Annotated in this window: 2 protein-coding genes, 1 other RNA gene and 1 pseudogene; 3 read left to right on the forward strand and 1 reads right to left on the reverse strand. The window is 63.9% G+C overall.

Going from position 1 to position 2,768, the window contains the following annotated elements; translation table 11 throughout:
- Positions 1–888: penicillin-binding protein activator (locus R3280_RS16545; protein WP_318999710.1), on the reverse strand; the 888-nt coding region annotated here is incomplete at its 3' end.
- Positions 889–1,019: 131 nt separating this feature from the next.
- Here R3280_RS16545 and rsmI point away from each other — a divergent pair.
- The 3 genes and pseudogenes from rsmI to R3280_RS16560 all read left to right on the forward strand — a co-directional run.
- Complete coding sequence (rsmI, locus tag R3280_RS16550; protein WP_413468800.1) at positions 1,020–1,898, forward strand: 16S rRNA (cytidine(1402)-2'-O)-methyltransferase; 879 nt, start codon at positions 1,020–1,022, stop codon at positions 1,896–1,898.
- Positions 1,899–1,948: 50 nt separating this feature from the next.
- Positions 1,949–2,298: RNase P RNA component class A (rnpB, locus tag R3280_RS16555), an RNA gene on the forward strand.
- A 404-nt stretch (positions 2,299–2,702) separates the two neighbouring features.
- Positions 2,703–2,768, forward strand: a pseudogene (locus tag R3280_RS16560) (cell division/cell wall cluster transcriptional repressor MraZ); the annotation flags it as partial.

Genomic DNA, 2,768 nt, shown 5'->3' on the forward strand with positions numbered 1-2,768 from the left:
GATGGTGATCTCGATATCAAAATCGTCGGCGCTGGGGTCCGCGTAGAAGGCCGCCATGAAGCCGTCCCGGACAGCGGCCCCGGCGCTGGCCAGGGGGCCCGACAGCGGCAGCGCCAGGGCGATCTTCTCCGGCCGCTCCTGGGACAGCATGGGGATCAGCGACAGCTCACTGGGCAGCTGGCTGGCCGCAGGGTGGCCCGCCCAGTTGGCCTGCCAGCTTCGGATGGCCTTGCCCTGATCCTCCAGGCTCATGCCCGGTTCCCGCAGCATCAGGGCCAGCTCGAACCAGCCCTGGGAGTCATAGCCGATGGCCTGCTCACTGCGATTCCGGATCGCGCTTGCCGGCACACGCTTGAGCAGTTGCCAGATCCGGTCGTTGCGTTCGTTGGCGGGCAAGACCATGTCGGGCGGCGTCGCCATCAGGGTGAGGGCGGCCTGAAGCGGCTGCCGGGCCAGCCGGAAAATGTCTACCTGAAGACGGGCCGCCTGAGGTTTGAGGTCTTCCCGGTACTGGCCGAACTGGTCAACGTTAAGGCTGTCGGCAATCTGCCCGGCCCACTCGGGATCGTCCAGCGCCACCGCGCCGGCCATGGCCAGCAGCAGATACTGGTCACGCAGGGGCTCGGCCGGCGGCGATACCAGCTCACTCTGCAGCAGGCGTCTGGCGTCCCGGTGCCGGCCTTCGCTCTGCAGCTGGTCGGCGGTCCTCATCAGGTAGCGCTGGGCTTCCACCGCTTCATCCATGGACCTTGCCACTGCGAGGAATTCCTCGGGGGTCTGGGCCGCGTCCGGGTTGAGGCTGATGGGCGCGCAGCCGGTGACGGCAATGACCAGGGTCATGGCCAGGATGGCGACAAAACGGCTTGGGTTCGGAACTCGATCTGTCATGTGTGGCTCACACGGCTCCAGGGGTAGGCTTGTGGCGCCGGGTAAAGGCCGGCATCATGCTCGAACGCGAAGTTTACCAGCTCGCGGCTCAATTCTCATGACGTTGCCGTCATTCCGATCGATAAAAGAGGTTGCCTGTGTCTTCCGATCCCATCCATGTCGGCTCCGCCGAAGGGGTTCTTTATATAGTGGCCACCCCCATCGGCAACCTCGACGACCTGTCACCGAGGGTGATGGAGACCTTCCGCAAGGTGGATGTGGTGGCGGCCGAGGACACCCGCCACTCGGGGCGCCTGCTCCAGCACCTGGGCATCCAGAAAGCCATGGTGGCGATCCACGACCACAACGAGCGGGACCGCACCAGTGCCGTCATCGACCGGCTGTTGGCCGGGGCCCAGGTGGCGCTGATATCCGACGCCGGTACGCCACTGATTTCGGACCCGGGCTATGTCCTGGTCCGGGAGGCCCGTCAGCGCGGTATCCGGGTCAGCCCGGTGCCCGGACCCTGTGCCCTGGTGGCCGCCCTGAGCGCTGCCGGTCTGCCAACCGACCGGTTCCGGTTCGAGGGGTTCCTGCCCACCAAACGGGCGGCGCGGCGAAGCGCACTGGAAGCCCTGGTCCGGGAGCCCGCCACCCTGGTGTTCTACGAGTCGCCCCACCGTATTCTTGAAACCGCCGCCTTGCTGGCCGAGGTGATGGGCGCGGACCGCCCGGTGGTGCTGGCGCGGGAACTGACCAAGGCGTTCGAGACCTTCTACAGCGGCACCGCCGAGGAGGTGGCGCGGCTTCTGGAGGCGGATCCCTACGCCAGCAAGGGTGAGTTCGTGGTGATGGTGCAGGGTGCGCCGGAGCGTCCGGCGGAGGCGCCGGACCTGGACGTGGACCGCTTTCTGACCCTGCTGCTGGCGGAGCTGCCGGTCAAGAAGGTGGTGCGTCTGGGGGCGGAACTCACCGGCATTTCCCGCAACGATCTCTACCAGCGGGCGCTGGCCCTGAAAGACCAGCCCTGACCCTGGCGATTTTGCTTGCGCGCGCCGGGGGTCGCCGGTATGGTCACGCCTGAGTTCGTCAGACAGTCGCCGCCAGCTCGCTGGGGGAGGAAAGTCCGGGCTCCACAGGGCAAGGTGCCAGGTAACGCCTGGGCGGCGCGAGCCGACGGAAAGTGCAGCAGAAAGTATACCGCCTAAGCGCCTTCGGGCGCCGGTAAGGGTGAAATGGTGCGGTAAGAGCGCACCGCGTGGCTGGCAACAGTCCACGGCGATGGCAAACCCCACCTGGAGCAAGACCAAATAGGAATCCGATGGCGTGGCCCGCGCTGGATTCGGGTAGGTTGCTTGAGACCTGCGGTGACGCAGGTCCTAGATGAATGACTGTCCAAGACAGAACCCGGCTTACCGACGAACTCACCTCATTCCCGCCGTAGATGCCGGCCGACCACCCATGGCCGGCCGTGAACGGCGTCACGCCTAACACCGATTTTTTATAGCCAAATAATCTTAAACCTCACTTGTCATCTTCGGTATTTGCTGCAGGTGGCTGATTTCTCTGTTTTTCTTGCTCGCAATCTCTGGCCTGGCCTGACTCTGGCGCCGTAACTCATTGTCATAAAAGAAACTTTTCCATCTGTGGAGCCTCTGACGTCGCTTGCATTGTGTTCGGCGTGTTTCTATAGTGTGCAGAAGTGGGAAAAAGTGGATTCTAGTGGTTTTTGGTGGTTTTCCCAGGGTAAAGAGTGGGAATGAAGGGAGGGTTCTCCCGTGCCGTCACCAGGAACCGGGGTCCGGACCCGGTCACGCAGGTCAGAGCTGACGTAAATGAGCAATTTTCTCGGCAGTCATGCCATCAATATGGATGCGAAGGGTCGCCTGGCGATCCCCGCC

It is taken from the genome of Marinobacter sp. (genome assembly GCF_033722195.1).
GTDB lineage: Bacteria > Pseudomonadota > Gammaproteobacteria > Pseudomonadales > Oleiphilaceae > Marinobacter.